Source organism: Pseudobacteroides cellulosolvens ATCC 35603 = DSM 2933 (assembly GCF_001262605.1).
GTDB classification, from domain to species: domain Bacteria; phylum Bacillota; class Clostridia; order Acetivibrionales; family DSM-2933; genus Pseudobacteroides; species Pseudobacteroides cellulosolvens.
Genome location: NZ_LGTC01000001.1, coordinates 1330179 through 1354820 on the forward strand (window position 1 = coordinate 1330179; position 24642 = coordinate 1354820).

A 24642-nucleotide genomic window follows, 5' to 3' on the forward strand; every position below is an offset into this window, starting at 1 on the left:
ATGACAATTAAAAAAAGGAGCCTTAAATTAAGCCCCTTTCAATTGAATCATTTGATCTGATATCCTCATATATTTTTGTATCAAAATTAATTTATTATTTTGTTACCAAGATATAACTTCACCCTCTAACGACCAGGTCTGAATGTCTGTAATTTTCACCTTTACCAGCTTTCCAACCAGCTCTTTACTACCTTTAAAGTTAACAATTTTATTTGTACGTGTTCTTCCGGTGTAGTTCCAGATGCTGTTTTTACTTAAACCTTCAACAAGTATTTCTTCTGTTGTTCCTAAAAGTGTGTCATTTATTTCCTTGCTGATTTTGTTCTGTACACCTAAAAGTCTTTCAAATCGCGATTTTTTAACTTTCTCACTTACCTGATCTTCACTTTTTGCCGCAGGAGTCCCTGTTCTTCTTGAATAAAGAAAAGTATATGCAAAATCGAAGCGTACTTTTCTTAAAACATCCAGAGTTTCCTCAAAATCCTCTTCCGTTTCACCGGGATAACCTACTATAATATCTGTGGTCAGTGATATACCGGGTATTTTTTCTTTTATCCTGCCAATTAAATTCAAATAATCTTCCTTGGTGTATTTTCTGTTCATTTCACTAAGAATCCTGGTACTACCTGCCTGAATGGGAAGATGGAGATGCTCACACACCTTTTTAGAATCCCTCATTGCAAGGATAATATCCTCTGTGAGATCTTTCGGATGGGAAGTCATGAACCTTATACGCTCTATCCCCTCTACCTTGTTTATCTCACTAAGAAGCTCTGCAAAGCTTACATTACCGGCAAAATCCTTCCCGTAAGAATTCACATTCTGTCCTAATAGTGTTACTTCCATAAAATTATTTTGTCCAAGTTCTGCTATTTCATCCACAATATCTTCAATACTCCTGCTGCGTTCCCTTCCTCGTACATATGGAACAATACAGTATGAGCAGAAGTTATTGCAGCCATACATAACAGTTACCCAAGCCTTTATTGAATCTTTACGTTCAATTGGCAATCCCTCGACAATTGAACCTGCCGATTCATCTACATCTATCACTGCCGACCTTGTATTCACGGCCTTATTTAAAAGCTCTGGAAACCTATATAGATTATGGGTCCCAAATACTATATCAACATGACGGTATTTTTTCTTTATATGCTCAACTACATGGCCCTGCTGCATCATACATCCGCATATGGCAATTATCTTTTCCTGATTGTCCATTTTTTGCTTTTTAAGTGCACCTAAATGTCCATAAACCTTTTCTTCTGCATTCTCTCTAACACAACATGTATTAAAGATAATAACATCACTTTCTTCACTGTTTTTTCCTTCACCGTAGCCCATTTCCGAAAGCATACCCCAAAGCCTTTCAGAGTCGTTTTCATTCATTTGGCAACCAAAAGATTGTAAAAATGCCAGCTTTTTTCTTCCTGTTTGCATTTCACATTGAGCATTGGCCTCTTTAATTGAATTCATATATTGGTATTGCTTGGCTATTTCCTCTTCAGAAACATGTATTTCCTTTTTGTTTTCAGGGCCTTTATTCATTTTATTCCTCCATACTATGAACAAAATCTCTTATACAAGATTGTAGTCTTATTAAATTATTATCACCATATTATAGATGTTTTGCAATAACAAAAATGTAAAATGATTATTGAAAACATATAGCACAAAAATAGCAGGTTAAAACACCTACTATTTATTGTAATATTTAAAGTGATAAATCCTTTTTATATATAGTCACTTATTATATAATTCAATTTTTTAAATAATTATACTGTTTGCTAAATTAACACATTACTGTGAAGAGCCATATTCTTATAAACACCAAGCATCGCTGCACCGATTATTACAGCAGCACTTCCGGTTTGTGCAAGAGTAATCCCTGTCTGGCGAACTTGTTGGCAATATACCTTACTGTTTACCATCTCCTTTAAGGGTTTTAGGAAGTACTCCCCTTCTTTTGCAATCTGCCCGGCTATTACAATGACTTCAGGCTGCAGAATATTAACAATATTCACTAAACCTTCGGAAAGATAGAATAAGTATTTGTTTATAACTTCCTTGGCAGTGATGTCACCTTTTCTGGCAGCTTCAAATATTATGTTTTCAGTTAACTTGCCGTAATCATTCTCTACCAGCTTATTAATAAGGGACTCCGGACATTTTGCTGCCGCTTCAGAAGCTTGATTCATAAGTGCAGTTGCAGATGCATACGATTCCCAGCAACCATTTCTTCCGCAGGTACATTTTAACCCATCAAAACTAACTACCATGTGCCCCAGCTCGGCACCTGCATAGTTAAACCCGCTGTATACCTTATTGCTTATTATTATTCCCCCACCTATTCCTGTTCCAATTCTAACAGTAACTGAAAAGTCTATATCCTCAGCAGCCCCAGCAACACTTTCCGCCAGTGCAGCACAATTGGCATCGTTCTCTATATAGACAGGAAGATTTATATATTTTTCCAATTCAGCCCTTATAGGTGTATTATGGAAATTTAAAGTGTAGTTTCGCACAATAATTCCGTTTTTTGCATCTGGTGTACCGGGGCAGCCAACACCAATGTATTTAACACTTCTTATATCTATATCTTCTTTATCCAAAACTTCAGTAATTAACTTTGCAATATCTTCTACAATTTCTGTATACGGTCTTTCCTTTAATGTAGGAACTGATTCTTTTCTTATCAGTTTGCCGTATTTATCTACAACGCCTACTAAAATATTTTTTACCCCAAGTTCAACACCAACAAAATATTTCATTTTACAATCCTCCTATTAGGCATGATTAAAATATAACTTAGTGTTTTAATCATTCCTTTACATAAAACCTAATACTAAACGATTTATATATTATTGTTTTCTATATATTATTGTTTTCTATATATTATTTTTTTCTTATGATATAATACTAGTTTTCTATTAATATTACAACTACTAAATAAGTCATTACTTATGCTATTATATGGTAATTGTACATTACATATCCATCAAAATGGATTTAATATCTATGTTAACCTATATATTTGCATAAATCAACATATAATTTTAGAATATTTCAAAATAACTTAACATTTTATATTTTTATATCATCAATATCACTAAAATATTATTTTCTACAATATTAATTTTATATCTTTTCATGACGCTGCAATTATTGTAAAATGATAATTATAGGTCAAAAATATTATAAGGCTTAAATTATATATAGATATAAATTATAACGGGGGTATAAACATGAACAGGATTTTAAGATCTTCCTGCATTATTGCATTATCAACATTATTTTTAACTTCATGTAGCGGCAACAACAATGGTAATTCTCCAACACCTACTAAAAGCTCAACTCAAATAACAATGCCGCAATTATCTCCAACTCCATCGTCCAGTACTTCTCCAGACACTTCTCCAAGTGCATCTGCTGCTGCATCTCCAACATCATCTGCACCAAGAAGTGCAACACCTGGAAGTATAAATAAATTTACCGATCTATTTACAATCGAACATATTCTGGACATTAGAAAGGCGTCGGACAAAACTTTCTATAACACATCACAGTTACTTTTATACAGTATTGCCGATCTTTTATCAAAAGCTGACATCATTGATAATAATAATCCTCAAGACAGAGCAATTGCATCTAAATTTGATAAAAAGAAATATGACTATGTACTTCAATTTGATGGTGCAAAAGCCTTATATTTATCCGTGAAGGATGGTATTGTTTATTTTGACGGGGAAAATGAACTTTATAAGCTCTGGGCCGACAGCACAAATCTTTGGGAGAATATAACTTTCGATAGTACTAAAAAACTTGCCAACATTAAGGAAAAAGGCCTTGAAATCCAGCAGAAAAACTTCGACAGCGATATAAACGGTGACGGCAAAAAGGAAAAGGTAAGTCTGATATACAAAGGCGGTAAGGGTTTTGAATTTAAGGGTGACATTATATTAAGGGTGGAAAACAGTGATATGACTGTTTTAAGCCAAACCCAATGGCAGGTAAATCCAAAACGTACAATCAGCCAAACTCCAACTGTATACTTTATGCCTCAAAAAGGCAGCAATAATAAAATCATTATTGTGACACTAACCTGGCTCGCCGGTTCAACAGAAGCATCAGGAGACGTTTTTGCTTATTCATACAGCAATGGAAAGCTTTCCGACCTTGATTTGAAGGCACCGGAAACAATATTCAAATACAATAGCGGAAATACTATCAATATAGAGTTTCCACAAATAAAATCAAGCCAAACAGTAAAATTTGATAAGACTGGGTATGAGAGATTAATAGAAAAAGGCAAAACTTTAAAAGATTTTTTCAGTGATCCAAATTCCTTTATGAATAATCCGCTTTACTTTAAACTTGAAGATTTTGACGGTGATGGAACAAAAGAGCTGTGCAGTATGTCAACCCTTATGTTCGAGTCTTTAGGCAGAATGAGCATGGGTCTCCAATATACCTATTATAAAGGTGCTGATAACAAGCTTTCGCCTGTAAAAGTAATTGTTGCACCGCCTTATATAGACGATGACAAGGATGTTCGTATCGAAAGGTATGTTATGGGTCTTATGTTTGACTATGTCCATCTTACATTAGTTAACGATGAAATTAAGGATTCATGGTATAAGCCATCCAATGCATTTAAGAAGAACGAAATTGCTGCATGTATCAACAAAATGATAAGTGAAGGTAAGCTCTATAAAAAGGGCAATATTGTTTACGTAAAGACTAACTAATTTATTAAATATAAAGTGTCTAGAACTAATGAGAGTATAGCTATCACCAGAGCCAAAACAAAATTTAAAACTCAATCAATACTTAAAGCTTATATTAATATAAAAACCACAAAAAAGCCAATCTGTAAAATTGGCTTTTTTACTGACTTTAAATCTATTACCACAAATATTAAAAAATATATTGCAAATAATAAACTTGATTCTATATGCTTTAATAATATTGCAGCAAAAACTTATATATACAGATAGGAGATATGAATAACGAAATTAAATTAGATGCAATTATTGGGATCAATTTACTAACTGGTATTAAGGAGAGGGAATTATGAAGGTATTGGTAACCGGTGCATCAGGCAATGTAGGGAGTTATGTGGCAAAGGAATTGATGATAATGGGAGAGCATGTAGCCGCAGCAGGTACAGATATTCAGAAGCTCAAGAAGCTGTTTGGTGATGAAGTAGAAACGGTATACTTTGACTTTACAGATACGTCTACTTTTGATAAGGCTCTCCAAAATGTAGATAGAGTATTTCTTATGAGACCTCCACATCTTGGAAAACCAGAAGATTTATACCCTTTCGTTGATGCAATGAAAGTCCATAATATCAAACTCGTTTCATTTTTATCATTGATGGGAGTTGAGAACAACACAATACCTCCTCATCATAAAATTGAGAAATACATAGAAAAGGTTGGTATTCCTTATGCCCATGTTCGCCCAGGATTCTTTATGCAGAATTTATCTGGGATTCATTCTGTTGAAATCCGAGAAAAAAATCAAATATTTATTCCAGCAGGCAAAAGCAAAACCAGCTTTATTGATGCTGCTGATATTGGGCTTGCAACAGCAGTTTTACTTCACAATCCTCAAAATTTCAAAAACACTGCACACACGATAACAGGTCCAGAGGCATTAGACTATTATCAAGTAGCAGAAATTTTAAGTAAAGTAACTGGGAGAGAAATTATATATGCCAAACCAGGTTTTTTTAAATATAGAAGTTATTACATTAATATAAGAGGACTTGACAAGACATATGTCAACGTCACAGTGGCTCTTTACTTTATGACAAGAATGGGGACAGCAAAAGAGGTTACAAATGTTTTTTACAAGTTGACTGGCAAAAAGCCCGCACCTTAGAAGATTTTGCAAAGGATAATTTGAAATGCTTTGTTTAGTCCTCGAGACCATAGAAGGGAATCATTATCCTATATCACCACTTTAATAATATATATTTGATACTGATATAATTATTTCACCAAAATCAACCATGGTACTAAATATTGCTGCTTTGTTGAATTTTTTTAAATCCCACACTTTCAAGTCCTCCTCAAATATTGTTTTGCTTTGTAAAAGCATTTCTCGTTTAACACCTTTTAAAAGCGGATATGATGGTGTATACCACCTGTCATTGTCAAAAAAGGCAATATTAGCAGCTGAAGTATCTGTTAACCTATCGTCATCTTTCACTATCAAAATGTCATCACAATTTTCACGCAGTGTAAAAAGGCTATTGATATCTTTTCTGTTTTCATACTTATAACTATAGTCTATACTGGCATAAACCAGCTTTAAGAACTTAACCGGTCTGATAGCATAAGGAACAAACTCTATATTGTGTATATCCTGGCTATAGACTATTCTGCATTTAAATAGGCCTGATTTATCAAATCTGTGTATTTTAAGATAGTCCATTAAATCAATATGTTCTTTTATCTTAAATAGTGCTTCTCTTGTATTATTAAATCTTTTATTATGTAAATCCAAATTATAAAACTTACCGTCTTTTAACTTTATTGTTTCAACCAACCGGAACATAAATCTTGTTATTCAACTCCCTGTATTCAGATTCCACATCGCTATATATGGTAATGCCTCCACCGCTTTTGTAGTAATATTCTCCATCCATATTTTCAATAAACCTTATCATAACACCGCTATCCAGCCTATATCCGTCAAAGTATCCGCAAATCCCGCAATAATAACCTCTGTCATACTTTTCAGCATGTTTAATTATCTCTACCGTCTTTTTCTTTGGGGCACCTGTTATTGAACCGGCCGGAAGCAATTTCACTATAATATCTCCAAGCCTTTCATTATAATCCTCACTAAGCTTACCAACAATTTTAGAGCTAACCTGCAATAGGTTTCTTTGGTTGGAAATAATTCTATCGATATAGCGATATTTCTCAACATAAACATTACTTGCAACCATATTAAGGTCATTTCTAATCAAATCTACAATTGTTGCATGTTCGGCAGCCTCTTTTTCATTAGCTAATATTATTTCTTCTGCGTTTTTTATTGAAGCATCAATGGTCCCCTTCATTGGATAGGAAGAAATTAATCCTTTATCTATACGAACAAAAATTTCAGGCGAAAAAACAACAAATTCATCTTGGTACCATAATTTATATTTTGCAACACTGCAATAGAATATTTCCTTCAATGAAGCACCTAGCTCTACCCTTATTGGAAAAGTAAGATTTGCCAAATAAGAATTTCCAGAATATTGATTTTGATGTATGTATTTAAAAGCCTCTTCATATTTATTAAAATCCAGGGTATAAGATTTTATACAGATGCTTTTATTAAATGTATTATCCTTGTAATTACAATTTGTATAGCCATTAAAGTTGTATAACATTTGAGAACTATCTATGTCACTTACTTTTTCAATAAATGGCTTTGATAAGTTGAAATCAACCAAAAATACAAATGGGATATTATTTTTTCCAAAGTAATTGGCTTTTAATATCCAGTTTTCCATCCCACTACATTTCATGCTTTTATCCTTTCAAAGCAATTAAAACTTTACATAATTATCTGTAATTTCGTTAAAATGTTCAGCAATTTTACAATTTCAATCATATTGAAACATCTTTTTACAATAAAAATCTTTTGGGTTTCTCAGGCATAAATAAAGGCTACAGGAATTTAATCCAGCAGCCAGTTAAAGCATGATTGAAATAACTGATTATATTTATATTATATCATTGGGATAAATTTAACAACTAAAATTGAGGAAGATTATCCAGATTATCTTTTTCCGTTCCGTTTGGATTTGACCTGATATATTCCCTGCCGCTCTTCGAAACGCCAACATTAACTCCCTCAATTAAATTGTCTTTTGCCATCATAATTGCTTCATTTATTGAATAAACATTTCCGTTTTCCATCATTACATCAGTTATGTCGCCTGAATGGTCTTTTTTAACTTTAACAATTTTTGTCTGGTCACTCATAATATGATACCTCTTACTTTCTGTTTTTATTAAAAGTCATTAATCTATTAACACTTTAATTGTACAACTATGATAACCATTACTCTTAAATTTATTCCTTTATTAACTTGATTTAAATACACTCTTTTCAAATACTTTCAAATATATAAATGACATAGTTATGCAACCAAAAATGCATCCGTTTATAAATGTTACAACAGCTATACCTCTATTTGTAAAACTTAAATCAATAAATGAAAATAGCATACCAATAAGTACAAAAGTCACACCTGCCAAGAAAATTGCTAAAAGATAAACAAACTTGCTAATTGTCGATATACTGCTAACTCTTGCCTCTTTATCTCTCAAATGGATCATATAAATGATAATTGCGATACCAAATATAACTGTACTTCCATGCTGTAGAATTTTATAAACGGGGAGCGAATAGCCGAATATATGTATATTAGAAGATAGTACAGGTAACATCTCAACAAACCGGCCTGATTCATGGGTGAATGCATCCAAAAACACATGGGATATCATACCTATAAGTGAGGAATAGATGAAGATCAGTACTGCTTTAAATGAATTAATTTTCCATTCCTTTTGAGCCATGTAATAAAACCACCTGTCAAAAGGTGACGGCATGCTCAATATAAGCGGCTTCTTAATAAATTTGTGAAATAGAATCGCTGTCAAAAAACATATAGGCAGGTTTAACAGCAAAAATCCCAGAACACTATGTCCAATTACGGCACTTGGTTTAAATTTTAAAAAATATTCAAAATCCGGTGCCATACTCCCTAGCACTAAACCCGTTAGGTTAAAATACTTTTTCCATTTTCCCTTTAATGGTATGAAAACTGCCGGATGTACAAAAGTAAACGGCATGTAGCCCCTCCTGTCATTTTTATATGTATTGCTCTTTACTTCTTCATATATACATATAATATAGCAAATCCCTTGAAATGAAAAGAGTTCATCAGTAATTGCATGTCTATATATAATAGTGTAGAATAAAAATGTAAAATTAGTAATAATTAAAAGTGATAATAATAACTAGAATTATTCTAGTTGGAGGATTACATAATGCGTAATAATTTTATAAAAAAAACAATTTTCTATTTCACCATCATAGGAGTTTTATGTATATTTGGTGCTTTTGCAAGTATTTTAGTAATTATAAGATCAAGCTGGAAAAACTTACACCTGGAGAATATGAATTTTTATTAAAAACCAGTGGTGATTACCGTCCTCAAATATTTCTAAGGAGATTTAAATTCACTATTCCAGATACTTCAATCAATTCGCCTGAGAGTGACAATATTAAAATTGACCTCGATGTATATAAAAGAGGAAAGGAATATGATGATATAAAAAGAGAAATTGTGGACAATAGTGATAAAACCGTCATATGTGTCCCATTGGTATTTAAGGATAACGAAGTTTATAATAAGCAGGATCAGGAATTAAGCATATTCGTCTATGATGAAGAAGGCAATGAGGTATCAAAAATCACCGATTTTGAATCTACTGAATTTACCAATATTCCAAGTTCCGATGAAAAACTGAAGCAAAATACTTACAAATATTTAAGGATGAACTATGCAAGTTTAGTACTTCCCTTAAATAAGCTTTATCATATAAAAGCTGTATATAAGGCTAACGGAAAAGAATACATAAAGGATGTTAAATACCACAATATTGATGTTTTAAGCCTCAAAGAGGAAATAGGTACAAATACAGAGTATATTTGCGTGTTAAATAAAACCTATTCCGTTAAAAAATATACATATGACATTAAAGTAAATATCAATAAAAACGATTCATGTGATACATACGAATTGTACAGACAACCTTTTAATGGAAGCCCTGTTAATCGAGACCCTTTTGATGAAAAAAGTCCGCTAATTATGAAATCTCCTGACTTTATATATGGTATAAACGAGTTCATATCCGATCTGAATAGAGGAGAGAATTGTTATTATGTAGTTTTAGGCAAAAAAGGTGATAAATATGTATCCAGATCAAAAGTATTTCAAGTAGATAAAAAAATAAAAATTCTAAGAGATCATTCTTATATAAATACTGATACTGATCCTGTTATTGTCAATGATAGAGTCTTAATACCCATCAGGGTAGTTACAGAGTCTTTAGGCGGTGTTGTAAATTGGAATAATAAAACAAAGACTGTAAGCATTCAGATAAAAAGCAATGATGGAAGCAAAGCTTTGAATAAGATCGAGTTTAAAATCGGAAGTAAAGTTTCTAAAGTAAATGGGGTACAAAAGTCTATGGATGTCTCCCCTGCTATTATAAATAATCGTACATATATTCCTTTAAGGTTTTTAACAGAAAATATAAAATTACACATTAATTGGGACGAATATACTAAAACGGTTGAGCTCTTCTAGAGTCTCAACCGTTTTAATACTAATCTTATGATTATTTTATAAAAGTTATTTGCAAGAAAAAATTTACACACTACTTCTTATAGACCCTTATATTATAATAAAGATTTTTTAAATGTTTCAAACTCTCTTTGAATTTGCGTAGAATATTTTATAGCTTCCTTGAGATCTCCTCTCCTTGCAAACAGCTCTATCCTAAAAGCTGTACTTTTGAGGTCATCAGCATCTATCCTATTAAATAGATTTTTTAATTTATTTGCATGATTTTCGATAGCTGATAAGTCATTACTAATAATTACATCCTCGAATTCTTCAATCTTCTTTTCTATTTGTTCTAACAAAACATCATTGCAAGCTGCAGCCGGCTCATTATTTTTTGTTTTTATCAACTTTCCATCATCTGAAATTCTTACTTCAATTTCCGTTTCAATATTCTTATCTCTCTGGTCCATAACTTTATCTATAGTAACATACATCTCTTCCATTACTATTGGCTTGGATATATATTCATCCATACCTAATGCCAAAAATTTTTCTCGATCTCCATGTAGTGCATAAGCTGTCAGTGCAATAATAGGTATATTTCGTTGGTTTCCCGCTTCAATTTCCAATTGTCTTATGTGCTTTGTTGCTTCAACGCCATCCATCTCAGGCATTTGTATATCCATCAGTATTAAATCATATCGGCTTTCCTTATAAGCTTTCAGAGCCTCCAACCCATTGCAGGCAATATCTACTGTATAGCCTTTTTCATTTAACATATTGGACAATACGAACCTATTGACCTCATCATCTTCAACTATTAATATATTAAGTTTTTTTGCACATCTTTTTTCATCACTGCTTATTATTGGCTTTTCATATGGTTTACTGCCTACTCTAAATGGTAATGTAAAATAGAATGTACTGCCCTTTCCAGCTTCACTTTCTACCCATATTTTCCCTGACATCATTTCTACAAGCTGCCTGGATATTACAAGTCCTAACCCGGTTCCGCCATATCTGCGTGTATATGAACTGTCTACCTGACTGAAACTCTTAAATAATCGTTCCATACCTTCAGGTGAAATACCTATCCCTGTATCGGTGACAGAGAATTGCAGTTCAATATAATCATCTGAAATTGATTTTTTCCTAACTTCTATGGAAACATCCCCATTATCGGTGAATTTTATTGCATTGCTTATTAAATTATTGAGTACCTGTTGAAGTCTGTTAGGGTCCCCAACCAGGTATGGCGGAATATTGGAAGAAAAGGCATATAACAGCTCAAGACCTTTTTCATTTGCTCTGACTGAATGAGCTTTTGTTATTTCATCAAGTAAGTTTTTAATATCGAAATCAATCTTTTCAATTGTAAGTTTACCCGCTTCCATCTTTGAAAAATCAAGTATATCATTTATGATCCGTAAAAGTGACATTGCACATCCCTTTGCAGTGATTAGATTTTCTTTCTGGCTTTTATTAAGCTCTGTAAGCATCGTTAATTCCAACATTCCCATAATTCCATTTATGGGTGTACGTATTTCATGGCTCATGTTTGCTAAAAATTCACTTTTTGTCTTATTGGCAGTCTCGGCAATTTCCCTTTCATACTCAGCTTCTTCTTTTGCTTTCTTTAATTGTAATTTTGCACGTTTCTCATCGGTAATATCAGTGATAATACATGCGAAATAACCATTTTCAGGACTGTAAGTTGCCACTGTGAGCCATTTGCTGCATAGGTTAGAAAAGTATTCCGTCTCAATTCTTCCCTTTTGTGTCAAAGCAATTTCACCCCAACAGGCTATCCGATCCAAGTAGAAACGCATAAATTCAGGGAAAATTTCTGAAAGTCTCTTTCCAACCAATTCTTCTTTACTCTTTCCCATGATTGCTTCGTAAGCTTTATTGACTTCAATAAACTCAAAATCATCTGCCTTTCCATTGGGTTGAAATATTGGTTTACAATATATAAAACCGCTGTCCATATTCATAAATAGCGAATGGTATCTTTTTTCACTTTCAATAATAAGAGATTCTGCCTTTTTCCTCTCTGTAATATCCCGTGCAACAGACAATAAAACCTTTTCTCCATCAAGTTCAAAGGAGTGAATACTAACCTCTACAGGTATCTCCACGCCGTCTTTTGAGACATGCATACTTTCAACAGTTATATGGGATTGGTTCTGTATAACTTTTAAGTAATCCTGTGCCAAATTTTGATAATTCTGTGCAATTATATCTAATGCATTCATGCATAAAAGCTCTTCTCTCGTATATCCTAAACTCTTACATGCCGCGTCATTTACCTCAATAAAGCGGATGTTTTTATCCGAATCACCATTGAATGCTTGCAGAAAAACTGTGTCTGCAGCACTATTAAACAGATGCTTGTATTTTTCCTCACTTTTGCGTAATGCTTCTTCTACTTTCTTACGTTCTGAAATATTTCTTATGATGCTTACAACTATCTTTTTTTCGTCGATATCCATCCCTTGGGAACTTACCTCAACAGGGAATATACTTCCATCCTTGCAGCGATGTTCTGTTTCAAATGATATTCCACGGGTACTTGCTTCTTCAAATTGACTTTCAAAGAATTCAGAGTTTACTCTAAGATCACTTATATTCATGGAACACAGTTCATCTAATGTATATCCGTAGCTTTTAATTGCAGCTTGATTAGCATTTATTATATTCCCGTTCTTATCAATAAACAGTATTATTTCACCAGATATTTTAGATAGTAGTTCGTATAGATTTCTACCCATCTCAGCAATTTTTCTGTCTTGAATATCAATACCCATTCCGATATATCCTTCAAATTCATTATTATGATTATAGAATGGTCGATTATAAGAATGTGCCCATCTATATTCCCCACTGCTGGAAATATATCTAAATTCCATATCAAAGACTTTATTTTCAGCAAAAGCAGCTTTTTGAATTTTCAAATTACGTTCTCTATCATCAGGATGTATGAAGTTCAACCATCCATACCCTCTTCCCTCTTCCGGCCTACCCAATATCTTTGTCCATTTGTTGTCTATATATGTTATATTGCCTTCTTTATCTGTTTTCCATAATATAATTGGGAAATCCTCAAATATTCGAAAATAGAACTTACTCATATCTGCCAGAGTTTCCTCATATTCTTTCCTTTCTGTAATATCTTGAATAACGCCAATATAGCCCTGGTAGTTTCCATCAAGGTCATAAAACGGCTTTCCTGTATCCATAACCCACCGATATATACCATCATGCCTTTTTAGCCTATACTCAATTTGATATGGAATTCTATTCTCAACGCAAATATCATAATTTTCCTTACAACGTTCTACATCATCATGGTGTATATGCCTTTCCAACCTACCTTTAAGAGCCTCTTTATATGGTTCTCCCGTAAATTGGCACCATGCCTTGTTGACATATTCACATTCCTTATTTGCTTCATCCCTCCACAACAAGGCAGGAAACCCATCAAGAATGCTATTAAGATAGTCATTGGATTTAAGCAGCTTTTCCTCATTCTTTTTTTGTTCGGTGATATCTTCAACAACAAGCAATATACAAGCCTCTTCATCTATTTCAATAGGCACAAAGTCAAGTTTAAACCAAAAAATTTCTCCCGTTGTATTCACTATGAATTTATGGTTTAATGCAATAATAGATTCTCCTGATTCAAATACCTTTTCCGAATTAATTCTCACTGCACAGCTAGAACATTCCGGTCCATTTCCACAGCCATATTCCAGGCTATTTGGACAACCAACGCCGTCCCCGAACGTTTTACCTTCCACACCGCTTTCTTTTCCAAGTCTTTTAAGATATGCTTTATTTATCTGTTTAATGGTAAGTTGTTTATCAAGAATAACCTTACCAACAGGTGTGGATTCAAAAATTGTTTTGAAGTTGTTCCTCTCCACACGAAGTTTTTCTTCCATGCGTTTGATCTGAGTAATTTCACGAAAAACAACTATCACTCCAACAGTTCCATCATCACTAATAATGGGAGAGCAACTTGCAGAAACATAATTTAAATTTCCATTAACTGTACGAATAGCTGACTGATTTTGAAGCCCGATTGTAGCACCTTTTTTTAAAACCGTATCTATAGGACTTTCCATGGGTTCGTTTGTAGCAGCATTTATAAGGCGAAATACTTCACAGAATCCCATTCCGCAAGCTTCATGATATACCCACCCTGTCAACTTTTCAGCAGAGGGGTTCATATAAGTAATTTTCCCATGAAGATCTGTAGTTATGACGCCGTCTCCTATAGAAAAAAGTGCATCTGCCATTTGAGAGCAATTTGTATTTTGAGGTTTAAATTCCATAATGATCACCGATCTATTCCTTTCTATATACTGACGGCATAACATATTTGAATTTTGTAGTCTCTCTTTTAAGGGATTCGGAATGTCCGATAAAGAGGTAACCTCCATATTCCATTTGGTCATAGAACTTATTTATAAGTCTGGTTTTGGTATCATTATCAAAATATATCATTACATTCCTGCAAAAAATGGTATGGAACTTCTTCCTAAATGGAAATACTTCATCCATTAGATTAAATTTTCTATATATAACTTCATTCTTGATCTTATCGACCATGATAGATTTTTCACTGTCAAGTTTTTTAAAATAGTTAAGCTTCCAATGGGTAGGCAACGGAGAAATCCGTTCATTGTCATATACTCCCTTTTTAGCTATATTTAATACTTTTTCAGATATATCGGTGGCTAATACTTTAGTATCCCACAGCACCTTATCCGTACCGAAAAATTCATCCATTATCATAGCTAGTGTATAGGATTCTTCACCGGAAGAACTTGCTGCACACCATATTCTAAGATCCTTATCCCGAACTGTATTGCAAAGATAAGGAAGGACTTTGTCCCTAAAATAATAAAAATGGTCAGGCTCTCTCATAAAAAAAGTATGGTTGGTTGTAATCTTATCTAAAAGTGTGACTACTGCCTCTCCTGCCTTATTATCAACTATATATTTGTAGTATTGAGTGAAATTATGAAAGCCTGCTTGCTGGAGGACGTTTTGCAGTCTTCCGTTTACAAGAGCCATTTTCTCTTCTTTCAGGTTAATGCCATAATTAGATTTAATATAATTAGATAATTGTTTGAATTCTTGTTCTGTAATTGAAACCATACACTCTACACCCTGCCTTTATAGTAGTATAGGTAAGGTCTGGAGGTATTAATTTCCTCCAGACCCTGTATATTTGTTGCCTAATACTTTCCAAACTCTTTATCGCTCAGTGCGATTTTCTTTGTATTTCCAGGTATTTGGGAATTGGAATCTGGAGTTTGATTTATTTTCTTTGTGCCATTCATTTGCTCAAGTATATTTAAGACATTTGGACTTATTTCCTGCATCCCATTGTAGGAATGGACACCTCTATTATATGACCTTCTCAGTTTAAACCTTGAAACTTGTTCTTTTAATAGTTCTGCCTGACTTGAGAGTTCTTCACTGGCTGCTGCACTTTCTTCGGAAGTTGCAGAGTTGGTTTGTATTACTGAAGATACCTGCATAATACCTTGGTTGACTTGTGCAATAGCGGAAGCCTGTTCATTAGATGCAATGGCAATACTTCCCACAAGATTTGCAACCTTTGCCACATCCTCAACAATCTTATTTAGAGCTTCTGCTGTCTGATTTGCAATCTTAGTACCATCTTCAACTTTTTTAATTGATCCTTCAATCATATCAGTTGTCTCTTTTGCTGCATCAGCAGATCTTGCTGCAAGGTTTCTTACTTCCTCCGCTACAACTGCAAACCCTTTACCGTGCTGCCCTGCTCTTGCTGCTTCTACTGCAGCATTTAACGCAAGAATATTTGTCTGGAATGCAATTTCATCTATAACTTTGATAATTTTAGATATATTGCTTGAAGAGATATTTATTTCATCCATGGATTTTAACATATCCTTCATTTGACCATTTCCATGAACCGCATTGCTCTTTGCAGTCTCTGCAAGGGAATTGGCTTGATTTGCACTGTCTGCATTTTGCCTTGTTTGTGATGAGATTTCTTCAAGAGAAGCAGTTAACTCTTCAACAGAACTAGCCTGCTCAGTAGCACCTTGCGAAAGGGCCATACTGGAATCAGATACTTGTTTTGAACCTGAAGCAACCTGTTCAGCAGCAATGCTTATATTTGACATAACATCATTTAAGTTATCGGACATTTTCTTAAATGCAGTGGCAAGTGTTCCTATCTCATCCTTTGTATTTTCTTCAATCTCAACCTCAAGATTTCCATCAGCAATTCTCTCAGCAGCAAATACAAGCTTCTTTACAGGATTACTAATTATTCGGGAAATAAAAATACCTAATGCAAATGCCATTATCATAGCTACGACAATAACCGCTACCATCATCATAACTGTAGAATCAGTAGTTTTTCCATATTCGTTGGACCTTTCAAGTCCTCCTGATTTCTTCAACTCAAAAAGTTCGTCAACATACTTATTTGCTTCAAGTGCAGGAGCTGTACCTTCTCCATAGAAGAGAGCAATAGCTTGATCATTTTGGTTGTTAAGCGACATACTAATGGCTTTATCACGTACATCTTTATATTTTTTCATACTTTCCATTAAGGAATTGTATGCCTTTTTTCCCTCCTCAGTCTGAAGACTCTTATGAAACACGGCAAGTGAATCTTCCATATTCTTGTCTAAATCTTTAAGTTTATTTGCATATGTTTCTTTATCTTCCGTTTCTTTACTTAAAAAAACATCACGGGCAACTGCACGGGTATTTTGAAAATCTATGCTTGCCTGCCCTATATCACCGATTGCTATCCCAAAATTGGTATAAAGATCGGTATAGTTTTTATCTACTCCCTTAATGTTAATAATACCTATTACACCAACAACACCTGCTAATATAGCGATAAGAATAAAAGCAGCTATCAATTTCACGCTGATTTTTAAATTATAGAACCATTTCATTTTCCATTCCTCCCTAATTATTGGATATTGTTAAAGACTTTTGCGTTATCGTTACTAAGCAGCTTATTACTGTCGATTGGGATTCTACTGTTTCATTCATATCTTAATAAGTCCACCAATATCAAGGATTAAGCTGATGCTGCCGTCTCCAAGTAGTGTGCACCCGGCAAGGCCTTGTATCTTTCGGGTATTTTTTATGTAATTGGGAAGTGTCTTTACAACTACCTGCTGTTGCCCTAATAGTGCATCAGCAAATATGCAAATAGTTCTTTCATCCTGTTCAACCATAATAATGATTCCTTCAGTGAGATTTGTTATATCGGTTTTAATGTCATATTGTTGGTGCAAACGTAAGATTGGATAGCACTTTCCGCGAACCATGATCAATTCATTTCCATCAGGTTCTTTAATAAGATCAGATTCTTTAGGTCTAAAGGATTCTTTAATCGTTGTTATGGGAATGGTGTAACATGAACTTCCTACTTTAACATTCATACCGTCAATAATAGCTAACGTTAGCGGAAGTTTAAGGGTAATAGTTGAACCTATACCTTCTGTACTATCAATTAAGACTGTTCCACCTACCAATTCGATATTTCTTTTAACAACATCCATCCCAACCCCCCTGCCGCTGAACTCCGTTATTGTGTCCTTTGTTGAGAAACCTGGAAGTAATATAAGACTGTAAATCTCCCTATCTGTCATTTCCTGTTCAGATTTTATTAAAAGATCATTTTCTCTGGCACGCTTAAGAATCTTTTCTTTGTTTAGTCCTTTTCCATCATCCTTTATTATAATAAGAACATCACTTCCTGCATTCTTCGCTTCCAGTATAATCTTCCCTGTTTTAGGCTTTCCTCCTGCCTCTCTGTCTTTGGGATCTTCAATACCATGATCTACAGCATTGCGTACAAGATGCATGAGAGGGTCTGAAATATGCTCGATAATGTTTTTATCGACCTCTGTCTCCTCTCCGATTAGCTCCAAGTGTACTTCCTTTCCCAGCTTTTTGCTCATATCCCTTACAATACGGTTCATTTTCTGAAAGGTCATAGAAAGAGGTACCATTCTAACAGACATTATAATGTCCTGTAATTCCAATGTGATTTTATGGAGGTGATGGGAAGCTTTTCGAAAGTTTTTGAAATTGAAACCCTTGAGATCGGGATTTTGCGTAACCATAGCCTCTGCAATTACCATCTCACCGATGAGGTCCATAAGCTTGTCCAGCTTTGTAACATTTACGCTTATAATACTCTGATTTATAGATGTACCTACATCCTTTTCCTGAGGTTCCTTACTGGCTTGAGCCTGAGTTTGAGGTACTTTTATTGGACTTACCTCAACAACGATTTGACTTTTACTACCGAATTGTTCAAATTTCTCATCATTTTCTAATTGAATAAGTTCCAAGTCTTTTAGAAATATAGTTTGTTTTAAAGACTCATTTATTTCATCATATGACTTGCTGGTTTTTATAAAAATCTTAAAACCTTTTTCTCTTATAATTTCAATGCTTTCGTCACTATCAATAATGTTTTCTGGAATATAATATATCTCTTTAACTAATTCCTTGAGATTGTGTATTACAGAAAATGCCCTGATATTCTCCATTTCACAACCATTTTCAAAATATATTGTGGCTTCAAAGAAATTATTGTCTTGAATGGCTTGTGAATTATCCTTTTTAATATAATATCGCGGCTGATTAGTTGAAACAGGTTTATTAATCTCAACTTCTGAAGGATTTTCTTCTTTTAACCGAACAAGAAACCCCTTGATATTTGCTATAAGAATTGATGAGTCTCCGTCAACATTGCATTTATCTTTAATCTTCTGAAGCTCAGCCTTAATAAAATCTACACTTTCCAATACAAAATCTGAGAGAATTGAGCAATCAATATTCTGTGGTTTTAGTTCTCGAAGGAAATAAAAAAGATCTTCAATAGAGTGTGCTAAGTTTGAAATGTTGTCAAAAAGCATCATAGCCGAAGAACCTTTTATTGTATGCATGATTCGGAATATCTCATTGATTGCTTCCTGGGTGTAAAAGCTTGCCTTTTCATTATCTAAAATCAACATCTCAAGCTGCTCAATGTTTTGTGTAGTCTCAAATATGTACATATCAAGCATAGGTTCATTGGAATATTGACCCGACAATCCAACACCTTCTTTCATATATCAGCATATTAAGTATTTATAAGTCCTAACTTTTGCATAACCTCAATGAACTTTTCCGTATCGATAGGCTTTGCAGCATATGCCTCACAACCTATCTCAAAGGATTGCTTCACTAAGGATGTTTCTTGAAGTGCTGTAGTCATTACTACCTTGACACGCTTATCAGGCGTTAAACCTTTAGAAGTCTCATAATCCCGAATAGCTTTGAGCACCTTTACCCCATCCACCTTTGGCATCATTATATCCAGACAGATAAAGTCATATGGCGAATTGTCATTAACCGCCAACAAGTAAGCGTCCAAAGCCTCTAAGCCATCAACTGTTATATCGACTGTACCATATTGTGAAAGAAATTTTGATAAGAACTGCCTGCTTGCAAAATCATCCTCAACCACTAAGATCTTCATGATTTTTCCCTCCAACCTTATTTATATTAGTTCGTTGGACTTAAACCTTAAAGGCTTCTAATACCATTTCTAGTGTAGAAAGAATCTGTTTTCTTAAAGAAAAATTGTATCCCTGCATACGCCAATTTAAACAGCTTTCTCTTTGTAAGCCCATAATTACAGTTGCTAGATTTTGGCTATTTATATCAGGATTGATTTGTCCATTTTTTTGAGCTTGTGAGATCATCTCCGTTATAAAATTAATTCGAGTGAAAAAAATACTTTGAATCTTTTCCGAAAGATATGGATCACATCTTACAATATCATAAGATTGTGTTATTGCTGTAATAGCTGGATAATTTTCATAATAAGCAGCATATGTGTCAATAAAGTTTGTTATTGCCTTAATAGGATCGATTTTTTTTACTTGGATAGAAAGTATAATGTCAGAATCATATTGTGAGAAATGTTCTAGTACAGCAAGAAGTAAACCACCCTTTGATTTGAAATGTCTAAAGATAGCAGGCTCAGAAATACCTACTCTTTTGGCAACTTCCCTGGTAGAAAGTCCTTGTAGTCCAAATTCGTCAATTACATCAACAGTTGCCAGTATAATACTCAATTTTCTGTCCAGTAACTGATTATCCATTTGTTACCACCAACGTTAATTATCATTAACTAACACATTTTAATTGTATATAAAAATTTTCATTGTGTCAAACGCCGTATTATTATGTCGAAGCATGTCGTTTGCAATTAATACGTTGTTTAATTAATTTTTCTCCATATTCCTTGGTTTTATGTTTGTAATCAGTTTATTAATTTTGAAAAGGAGTATAAAAAGGTTGTTAATGCCTTTTTATACTCCTCATCGATTATTAATTCAGTATAACAATAGTTAAAAGTAATTAATCTTTGATACTACCTTGTAACGCCGGTAAAAGCAGGATAATTACTTGTAGTCATATTAAAGTGCTTTGCAAGTATAATTACATCGCTCATGTTTATAGAGTTGTCTTTATTGAGATCACAAGAAGCTATATATTTTGAATCTGTAGAAACAGCGTTGAATCCTTTTGCCAGTGCTATGACATCCGACATGTTTATCGATCCATCCTGAACCCCGTTTACTGCAATATCTCCAGCCCATATTTCCAAAGGAGAATTAATGCTTCCTATTTTGTCTCCAGCATTTATACCGTTAATTACTCTGGTAAGATAACCGTCCTTTGATACTTTTAATGGTTCTGCCACAATGGTCAGTGGAACATCATTTAATGTAAATGCACCATTTTGATCGGTAACAGCCGACAATGAACCAAACTCAACTTTAAATCCAGCCTTAACTGGTGATGAAGTAGTAGTTGAATCAAAATCAGGCCTAACATATCCTGATATAGTTTTCCCATTTGGCGTTGGCGTGGGAGTTGGTGTTGGCGTACCGACCGATTGGCCATACACCAGCACTTCCCAGATAGAATATCCCCATTCGGAGTTTACTTTCTGACTGCATTCCACCTTTACATAACGGGCACTATATGTCTTATCAAGCTTTATTTCGTCTAGTCCACCCTTACCGTTATATTGCTGGTATGCTGTTGTCCAGCTTGAACCATCGGCAGAGGTAAGTATTTTATATTGCGTAGCATATGCATCTTCCCAATATATAACAACTCTGTTTATATCACTAACTGATCCTAAATCAACCTTTATGTATTCAGTATCATACTTACCTGATACCGAAGCCCATCTTGTATCACCATTGCCATCAACAGCATTTTTAGCAGTAAATTCACTATCTTGATTGGTTGAAGACTCAATAGTCTTATTTAATGCCATGTTTCCAGCTGGGTAAGGTGTTGGTGTAGGCGGCGGCGGAACATCTTCCTGCATGAATTTAGGTCTTACCGCAATATTTTTTATACTGTGGGGGTTTGTAATACAAACCTCCTTTCCCCAACCCTGAAGGGTTGCAAATGTACTATCGGTTGTCATGTCAAGAAAAGTCTGAGGATTATTGCCGGGTCCCCATTCCCAGGGTAGATACCCTACCTCGTTTAAGTGGCACTGCTCTAATATTGTTTTATATGGAATTGCTCCCTGTGCAGTCTCATCCCATTGATGCCCGAACTCTCCTACAACTAAAGGCAGATTCATATCAACAGATTGCTTTATTTCGTCCTTTACTTTTTGATCGCTGTATCCCCATGATAAAGGCCACCACATATGTACTGAAAATAGAAGATTTTGATCCGGGTCATTTTCTATAAGATACGGGCCGTTTGCCTGCAGCGAATCAATTCCCTGTCCATAGCTTGGAGCATCGATCATAAGGGGAACATGTATTCCTGCGGTTCTCATCCTGCTTACCGCCAGTTTATAGCCTGCCCTGTAATCAGCATCTGAAACAGTTTGTCCACATTCGTTTGCTATGTTTACTATTAAATATTCCTGATGTTTTTTAAGCACCTCTAATATATCAGGTCTTACCCAATAATCAACAACTGTCTGAAGCTTGGACCACTCCCCGGTTGCATCATGGCATTCAATAATAGGAATCATGTGGTTAAGACGGCAGTTATAAATTGCTTTATCCAGTTTTTCAGGTGTGCCGCTTATGCCCCACACAATTCTAACACTATTCGCACCAGTTTTGGCAATTTCCTCATAAGACGGAACTCCATCGACATCCATCCATATGATCATCTTATTTACACCGTACAATATCGTTTTCTCTCCATTTTTGTCATAAAGGAAACGACCTTTGACCTTAAATCCCGGATACTGTTCATCTGCAGCAAATGAACTCGGGAAGCTGTAAAAAACAGCTGTCATCAAGAGTGTAATGATTAAGATTAATGAAACTTTTTTCATACAATTCCTCCTTGTAAAAAATGTTAATGAATGTAAAATTATTAATAATAGAGAACTTAATTATCCCCTTATTATAATAATTCGTATGTTTTTTTAAATTTATGTGGGTTAGTTTAACGTTTAGCTTGATTATATAATATTTTTGATATGTTGGTAAATATTTTTCTTTCTTCTGTAACCACACATAAAATAAAATAATAGAATATAATAGTTATTTTTCTTTTATGGAGCACTATGATGATTATCAATAAACTACGTTGTGTCAAAAGTTCATTACAAACAATACTAGTGACAAATGACAGATATAGCGATAAATCAGCCACTCTTGAAACCTTTGAGAAAACAGGAGACGTTTGGGAGAGGGTTTTTCCGCCAATGAATGCTGTGCTTGGAAAGAACGGTTTTACTTGCAACAAGATAGAAGGTGATGGAAAATCTCCAATAGGAGTTTATAAATTGCAAACATGTTTTGGAAAATACCCTAATCCCAGCACCTTACTTCCATATAGACAAACAACTGAGAATGATACTTGGGTTGATGATGTTGATTCCCTCTACTACAACACCTGGCAGGTTAATCCCGCTTACGGAAGGTGGAGTTCAGGAGAAGTATTAAGACCTGAAGACGGAGTTTACTATGATTATTCAATTGTTATAAACTATAACACAGCAGACAGGATTCCAGGTAGAGGGAGTGCTATATTCCTGCATATATGGGAAGGCCCTGATGTGCCAACCTTTGGATGTATAGCAGTTGAATATGACAACTTGCTGAAAATTATTCGTTGGTTAAATCCCTCCAGTAACCCAATAATAATTCAAGGTCCTATGAATGAAGTGTTAAGATGGTGATTCAGGCTTTAAATTTGATTTACTGCTAAGATAATTACCGTTTGTTGTAAACCTATAATTCTTATGATACAATCATTGTAAAGTCTGTATCACAACATTAAAGATCTGTTGTTTATACTTGATCCTTATGCCAAAGGAAGTGAATCATGTTATCTGCATTGCAATCATATTTGCCTGAAGCATTAAAATGCATGGCTTTAACTGTTATTATTGAATTATTATTAGCTTTAGCTTTTAAAATACGAAGTTTCAAGCTTATTGTGATAGTAAATATTTCTACTCAGATACTTTTACATATTGTATTACTTACAACTTTTTACACAACACTATACAGATATTCTGATATAATCTTCAAATGTACCGAAGTAGCAATACTTTTTATTGAGTTCTTAATATATTCGTTATTTATAAAAGATAGAAAAAAACTTTTTATATTTCTTTATACATTCACTGCAAACCTGACAACATTTTTGATTGGCTTGTTTATATAGATACCGAACTGTAAAGTTATATATCAGTTCGCCTGGAATAGCCCTTTTTCAGCGATTCTGCTCTCTTTATATAACTAATTTTACAGTTCGGTATCTATAATCTAAATGCACAAAAAATGCCTAAAAATCATCTTTCACAAGTTTTTCTATAGTGTTTACATCGTGCAAATCCAATGATCTTAGTGCCGGCCCTTCTATTACACCGCCTTCATAGGAAAACCTTGAGCCGTGGCATGGGCAATCCCAGGACTTTTCAGCAGGATTCCAGCTTAATTCGCAACCCATATGTGTACACGTTGTATCTACTACATGTAATGTGCCTTGTTCATCTCTATAAGCTCCGGCTTTTTGACCGTTTGCTTCAATTATCTTTCCTTCACCAGGTCTAATGATAATCAGAGTTATGTGTAGAGGCCATCCAGAATGATTGGGGCGGCTTTTTAAAATCTTTCTGTTCATCTATATTCATAATATTTCTCCTATAAAGCATCATAAAAAGAATACATATATATTAT

18 protein-coding genes and 1 pseudogene are annotated in these 24642 nt (G+C 34.2%); 5 read left to right on the plus strand and 14 right to left on the minus strand.

Features of this window, described 5'->3' with window-relative positions; genetic code table 11:
• Window positions 1-102 precede the first annotated feature (102 nt).
• The gene (gene miaB / locus Bccel_RS05615; protein WP_036944191.1) at window positions 103-1548 is read right to left on the minus strand and encodes a tRNA (N6-isopentenyl adenosine(37)-C2)-methylthiotransferase MiaB; all 1446 of its coding nucleotides are present in this window, start codon (window positions 1546-1548) and stop codon (window positions 103-105) included.
• 239 nt (window positions 1549-1787) lie between these two features.
• On the minus strand, window positions 1788-2771 hold the full coding sequence (locus Bccel_RS05620; RefSeq protein WP_036944192.1) for an ROK family protein: 984 nt from the start codon (window positions 2769-2771) through the stop codon (window positions 1788-1790).
• A gap of 474 nt (window positions 2772-3245) precedes the next feature.
• Here Bccel_RS05620 and Bccel_RS05625 point away from each other — a divergent pair, with 474 nt between their 5' ends.
• Both Bccel_RS05625 and Bccel_RS05635 read left to right on the plus strand, forming a co-directional pair.
• Window positions 3246-4748: a hypothetical protein gene (locus Bccel_RS05625; protein ID WP_036944193.1), complete on the plus strand. Its 1503-nt coding sequence runs from the start codon at window positions 3246-3248 to the stop codon at window positions 4746-4748.
• 325 nt (window positions 4749-5073) lie between these two features.
• On the plus strand, window positions 5074-5889 hold the full coding sequence (locus Bccel_RS05635; protein ID WP_242856993.1) for an SDR family oxidoreductase: 816 nt from the start codon (window positions 5074-5076) through the stop codon (window positions 5887-5889).
• 81 nt (window positions 5890-5970) lie between these two features.
• On the opposite strand, the gene Bccel_RS05640 is transcribed toward Bccel_RS05635, so the two are convergent.
• The 4 genes from Bccel_RS05640 to Bccel_RS05655 form a co-directional block, all read right to left on the minus strand.
• The gene (locus tag Bccel_RS05640) at window positions 5971-6558 is read right to left on the minus strand and encodes an aminotransferase class IV (protein ID WP_160317697.1); all 588 of its coding nucleotides are present in this window, start codon (window positions 6556-6558) and stop codon (window positions 5971-5973) included.
• The gene (locus tag Bccel_RS05645) at window positions 6551-7534 is read right to left on the minus strand and encodes an aminodeoxychorismate synthase component I (protein WP_036944200.1); all 984 of its coding nucleotides are present in this window, start codon (window positions 7532-7534) and stop codon (window positions 6551-6553) included. The genes Bccel_RS05640 and Bccel_RS05645 overlap by 8 nt, the downstream gene beginning before the upstream one ends.
• Window positions 7535-7763: 229 nt before the next feature.
• A complete protein-coding gene (locus Bccel_RS05650; protein ID WP_036944201.1) occupies window positions 7764-7994 on the minus strand; it encodes a DUF3892 domain-containing protein in 231 nt (76 codons plus the stop codon).
• A 102-nt stretch (window positions 7995-8096) separates the two neighbouring features.
• The gene (locus Bccel_RS05655) at window positions 8097-8867 is read right to left on the minus strand and encodes a DUF4184 family protein (protein WP_036944202.1); all 771 of its coding nucleotides are present in this window, start codon (window positions 8865-8867) and stop codon (window positions 8097-8099) included.
• Between the two features lie 254 nt (window positions 8868-9121).
• On the opposite strand from Bccel_RS05655, the gene Bccel_RS05660 reads away from it, so the two are divergent.
• Entirely contained in the window at window positions 9122-10390 is a 1269-nt protein-coding gene (locus Bccel_RS05660) for a stalk domain-containing protein (protein ID WP_036944204.1), read from the plus strand.
• 92 nt (window positions 10391-10482) lie between these two features.
• Here Bccel_RS05660 and Bccel_RS05665 read toward each other — a convergent pair whose 3' ends face one another.
• The 7 genes from Bccel_RS05665 to Bccel_RS05695 form a co-directional block, all read right to left on the minus strand.
• Window positions 10483-14706: a PAS domain S-box protein gene (locus Bccel_RS05665; RefSeq protein WP_050753162.1), complete on the minus strand. Its 4224-nt coding sequence runs from the start codon at window positions 14704-14706 to the stop codon at window positions 10483-10485.
• A 13-nt stretch (window positions 14707-14719) separates the two neighbouring features.
• On the minus strand, window positions 14720-15535 hold the full coding sequence (locus Bccel_RS05670; RefSeq protein WP_036944205.1) for a CheR family methyltransferase: 816 nt from the start codon (window positions 15533-15535) through the stop codon (window positions 14720-14722).
• 80 nt (window positions 15536-15615) lie between these two features.
• A complete protein-coding gene (locus tag Bccel_RS05675) occupies window positions 15616-17343 on the minus strand; it encodes a methyl-accepting chemotaxis protein (protein WP_036944206.1) in 1728 nt (575 codons plus the stop codon).
• A 96-nt stretch (window positions 17344-17439) separates the two neighbouring features.
• Entirely contained in the window at window positions 17440-19503 is a 2064-nt protein-coding gene (locus Bccel_RS05680) for a chemotaxis protein CheA (protein ID WP_036944208.1), read from the minus strand.
• Window positions 19504-19532: 29 nt separating this feature from the next.
• Window positions 19533-19931, minus strand: coding sequence for a response regulator (locus tag Bccel_RS05685; RefSeq protein ID WP_036944210.1), 399 nt, complete (start codon window positions 19929-19931; stop codon window positions 19533-19535).
• A 40-nt stretch (window positions 19932-19971) separates the two neighbouring features.
• Window positions 19972-20559, minus strand: coding sequence for a TetR/AcrR family transcriptional regulator (locus Bccel_RS05690; RefSeq protein ID WP_036944211.1), 588 nt, complete (start codon window positions 20557-20559; stop codon window positions 19972-19974).
• 272 nt (window positions 20560-20831) lie between these two features.
• On the minus strand, window positions 20832-22784 hold the full coding sequence (locus Bccel_RS05695; RefSeq protein WP_050753163.1) for a discoidin domain-containing protein: 1953 nt from the start codon (window positions 22782-22784) through the stop codon (window positions 20832-20834).
• Window positions 22785-23018: 234 nt separating this feature from the next.
• On the opposite strand from Bccel_RS05695, the gene Bccel_RS05700 reads away from it, so the two are divergent.
• Together Bccel_RS05700 and Bccel_RS05705 are read left to right on the plus strand one after the other, a co-directional pair.
• Window positions 23019-23636 (plus strand): L,D-transpeptidase family protein, encoded by a 618-nt coding sequence (locus tag Bccel_RS05700; RefSeq protein WP_152965938.1) that lies wholly within the window; start codon window positions 23019-23021, stop codon window positions 23634-23636.
• Between the two features lie 146 nt (window positions 23637-23782).
• Complete coding sequence (locus tag Bccel_RS05705; protein WP_036944213.1) at window positions 23783-24127, plus strand: hypothetical protein; 345 nt, start codon at window positions 23783-23785, stop codon at window positions 24125-24127.
• Between the two features lie 120 nt (window positions 24128-24247).
• On the opposite strand, the pseudogene Bccel_RS05710 reads toward Bccel_RS05705, so the two are convergent.
• Window positions 24248-24508: pseudogene (locus tag Bccel_RS05710) on the minus strand (Rieske (2Fe-2S) protein); the annotation flags it as partial.
• Window positions 24509-24642: the final 134 nt, after the last annotated feature.